Here is a 4,279-nt window from a genome sequence, read left to right as displayed (position 1 = left end):
TCTTTCAGCTTTTCTTCAAAGCGTTTCTTCTTGATCAAATAATCCTTTTGAGACATACCTTCATCATCAAAATAATAAATAGACTCCAACCGATCAAGAGCCCTCTCAATCTTTTTCTTTTCCTTTGCTAAAGCATCCATAGCAATTTTAGCTTTATATTCCTTAGCATCTTGAACATCGCTTCCATCAGTACCAGTTTTCTGGAGCTGTTCAACAGCATTGAAAGAATCCTGGAATATATCATAAACAGAATCAATATTTTCTATTCCAACCACCTTAGCAAAAGGCTTTCCATTTAGCAAAGTTTCTTCCAGTTCGGCAGTAGTAGCATCAAAACCCTTAGATTCAATCAAATTGGATGCACTAATTAAATTCACTAGATAATTTATAACAAATGGTCCGAGTTTCACCTCACCAATTCCACCATTACACTTTCTGTACTTCTTACTACTATGAACATAGTTATGACATCTATAAACTGAAGGTCTATAATTCGTTTGTCTCCTACGATCAAGAGAAGCTATATAATTCTTTTCACATTTACCACAAGATATCAATCCAGAAAACACATGAATATGAGAAGTACGTTTTCCGTCAATACCTCTGACTATAGCGTTCTTGTCCATTATCTGATTGCATCGCTCATATTGATCCTTTGAAATAATACCCTCATGATTATCTTCAACTACAACCCATTCCTTTTCAGGACGTTTCTTGCCGTGAGGGGAATACCTATAATTATATCTATACGTTCCCATATAAAAAGGATTTCTAATCACGTCAGACAACGTCTTTGTAGTCCAAGTTCCATTTCTTTTGGTCTTATAACCTTCAACTTCCAGAAGATGCTTCACCTCATTGGTAGAACGAGTCCTTTCATAACTATCAAAAATATACTTAATAATCTTTGCTTCATCCTCATTGACTACAGGAAATTTATTCTCCTTACTCCATTGATAGCCAAGGGGGACAGGAGCACCATTCCATTTACCTTCAGAAGCTCTATCCAACATGATAGAAGAAACTCTTTCAGAAGTGAGATTTCTTTCCAACTCAGCAAACACCAGGATAATCTTGAGCATAGCTTCACCCATAGCAGATGAAGTATCAAACTGCTCATTTTTAGAAATAAAAGCAGTATTATAACTCTTGAGCTCTTCATACATAGTAGTGAAATCCTTTAGATTCCTAGATATACGATCAATCTTCCATACCAACAAATGAGTAAACTCACCAGCTCTGATTCTAGACATCATCTCCTTGAACTTAGGTCTATCAGTATTTTTTCCAGAATAACCAGCATCCTCGAAAATCTCATAATCATCAATTCCTAGAAAATACTTAGAATAATTCGTAAGCTCCTTACGCTGGAAAGGCAAAGAATCCTTATCTATTTGATGAGTAGTAGACACTCTAACATATAACGCAGCTTTCATATAATCAACCTCCTTACACGAACAAATGTTCGAGTATATTATATCAAAGATTAGATTATAAATGAAGATAGAATATAAAATAACTAATTTGATAAGTAAAAATATGTATATCAGACTCCAACCAGAAATATCCAGATGAGAGCATTGCTTAAGTCACCATGATTTAGGAATTATTGGTAAATCACTGGAGCAAAACATAACTTTTGCTTGAAATTTGAACGAAAAGGGTGTATACTCATTTTAGACAAACGTTGAAACGAGTGTCATTAGACCTTAACATGAGATGATCTGCTCCCTCTGAACCCTTTTGAAGATATTGTTGATGCAATATATTAGACCTTAACATGAGATGATCTGCTCCCCAAAAAGTAGACAGTTTAAAAAACAAAAACTGTTGGTTGAGGGGAGTTTTTTTGTTGGCAAAAAAAGAGTTTTCAGCTGAAGAGAAATATGACATTTTGAAAGCATATGAAAATGGAAATAAATCAGTTAGACAATTTTTGAAGGAACATGAAATTAGTGCATACTCATTTTATGCGTGGAAAGAAAAGTATGAGAAAGAAGGTTTTCAGGGACTTAAGAAGCAATCGCCAAAAAAGTATGATAAAGAGATTAAATTAGCGGCTATAGAAATGTATCTGTCCGGTGATTATTCGCTAAGGCAGGTTGTAAAAAAATATGAAATATCAGATCAAAGCCTACTAAGAAAGTGGCTTTCAAGGTATAATAGTCATAGAAAAATAAATAGTACTCCGAAGGAGCTGGATAGATCTATGACTAATGGTAGAAAAACAACATTTGAAGAACGTATCGAGATAGTTAAATATTGTATCTCTAATAATAAAGATTATAGAGAAACTGCAAAAAGATATGGTGTATCTTATAATCAAGTATACTCTTGGGTGAAAAAATATGAAAATAATAGTGAAGAAGGTCTTAAAGACAAACGCGGACGTAAGGCAGCGGGATCAAAAGAAAACATGTCAAAAGAGAAACAAGTTGAGGTAGAGCTTAGAGTAGCTCAAGAAAAAATAAAGAGACTAGAAGCGGAAAATGCTCTTTTAAAAAAGCTAGAAGAACTAGAAAGGGGTTGATTGAACAGTCACAGAAGTATAAAGCAGTGAAAGAAGTAAACGAGGAACTAGGTTATTCTATAAAGTTCTTATGTGAGATTATTGAGCTTAATCGCTCATCGTATTATAAATGGATGAATAAATCTAAGACGGATAGAGACATAGATAATGAAGAACTTTTAGATTCTATAAAAGAACTACACGTTAGTGTTAGAGGAATATATGGTTATAGACGAATTGCTATGAATTTAGGAAGAATACTAGACAGGAACATAAATCACAAAAGAGTGAGACGAATAATGAGAGAGAATGATATAGAGTGTATTATAAGAAGAAAGAGAAAGCGCTATCGCAAAACAACGCAGTTACACGTTTCGGAGAACATATTAAACAGAGAATTTAAGGCTGATAAGCCCAATGAAAAATGGCTTACTGACGTAACAGAACTAAAATATGGTAATTGTCAAAAAGCATACTTAAGTGCTATAATAGATTTGTACGATAATTCAGTAGTTGCGTATAATTTAAGTAAGAGAAACAATAATCCATTAGTAATTAAGAATCTGGATTTAGCGATAGCTAAAAATAGAGGTTCATCGCCACTTTTGCATAGTGATAGGGGATTTCAATATACATCAAATCGCTACAATAAAAAAATGAAAAACTATGGAATGATTCATAGTATGTCAAGAGTAGGAAGATGCTTAGACAACGCACCAATGGAAGGATTCTTTGGGATATTAAAAGTAGAAAAGTATTACTTAAATAAATATGATACTTATGAAATGCTAGAAAAAGACATAGATGACTATATGTATTTTTATAATAATGACAGATTACAGAAACGATTAGGTAAAAGAAGCCCGTTAGAATATAGAAGATCAGTAGCATAATTTAAAAAATTTAGAAACAGGTTTTAGTTATTTAACCTGTCCACCAAATGGGGTTCACATCACGATGTATTGAAACTAATGTACTTTCTTCTATTCCATTTTCCCTTAATAATTAGACCATAACATGAGATGTAATAAACCAAACGAGAAGTAGCAGGGAAGAAATAAAAACAAAACCTAGAGATACTAGATCAATTCTAGACTCTAGGTTTTTATTTTGCGTTTCACTCCAACCAGAAATATCCAAACGAGAGCATTACTCAAATCACCACGATTTAGGAATTATTGGTAATTTACTGGAGTGAAACAGAACTTTTGCTTGAAATTTGAACGGAAAGGGTGTATACTCGTTTTAGACAAACGTTGAAACGAGTGTCATTAGACCTTAAAATGCGATGTATTGAAACTTAAATATTCTGGATATTCTTTTCCGCGAGATTTGTATTAGACCTTAACATGCGATGTATTGAAACAATTGCTTAGCGTAACTATCTACGCTATCAGCTTAATTAGACCTTAACATGAGATGTATTGAAACGCAAAGTTTGTTATATATTGGGAAATAGGGACTTCATTAGACCTTAACATGAGATGTATTGAAACGCAATTGTTTTAATTGCATCGGCGAACTCTTCGTTGGATTAGACCTTAACATGCGATGTATTGAAACATGTGCTTTGCAGGCTTTAGTGGAAATTCATCTGCATTAGATCTTAACATACGATGTACAACAACGACAAAAAAAGCAACTCAAATCTGAGTTGCTTTTTTCTATCCCAAAACATTAACGATATAAGCCGATGGTAAGTTGGCCAACATCAAAGCTCGTTCTTGATCCAATGGCCATGACAATTTTTCTTTGGCCATAAACTGAAAT

General features: G+C 33.5%; 2 protein-coding genes and 1 pseudogene. 2 read left to right on the top strand and 1 reads right to left on the bottom strand.

The genetic code is table 11. The features are described 5' to 3' along the window. A partial coding sequence (locus N4A40_14815; GenBank protein ID MCT4663126.1) for a recombinase family protein occupies positions 1–1,436 on the bottom strand: 1,436 nt, incomplete at its 3' end. A 416-nt stretch (positions 1,437–1,852) separates the two neighbouring features. On the opposite strand from N4A40_14815, the gene N4A40_14810 reads away from it, so the two are divergent. Together N4A40_14810 and N4A40_14805 are read left to right on the top strand one after the other, a co-directional pair. Then, entirely contained in the window at positions 1,853–2,530 is a 678-nt protein-coding gene (locus N4A40_14810) for a helix-turn-helix domain-containing protein (protein ID MCT4663125.1), read from the top strand. Then, positions 2,521–3,402 (top strand): annotated as a pseudogene (locus N4A40_14805) (IS3 family transposase). The gene N4A40_14810 and the pseudogene N4A40_14805 overlap by 10 nt, the downstream one beginning before the upstream one ends. The last annotated feature ends 877 nt before the right edge of the window (positions 3,403–4,279 follow it).

Source organism: Tissierellales bacterium, from assembly GCA_025210965.1.
GTDB lineage: Bacteria > Bacillota > Clostridia > Tissierellales > JAOAQY01 > JAOAQY01.
Note: the sequence above shows the minus strand (reverse complement) of the source record. Positions and strands in the feature narration are given on the sequence as shown.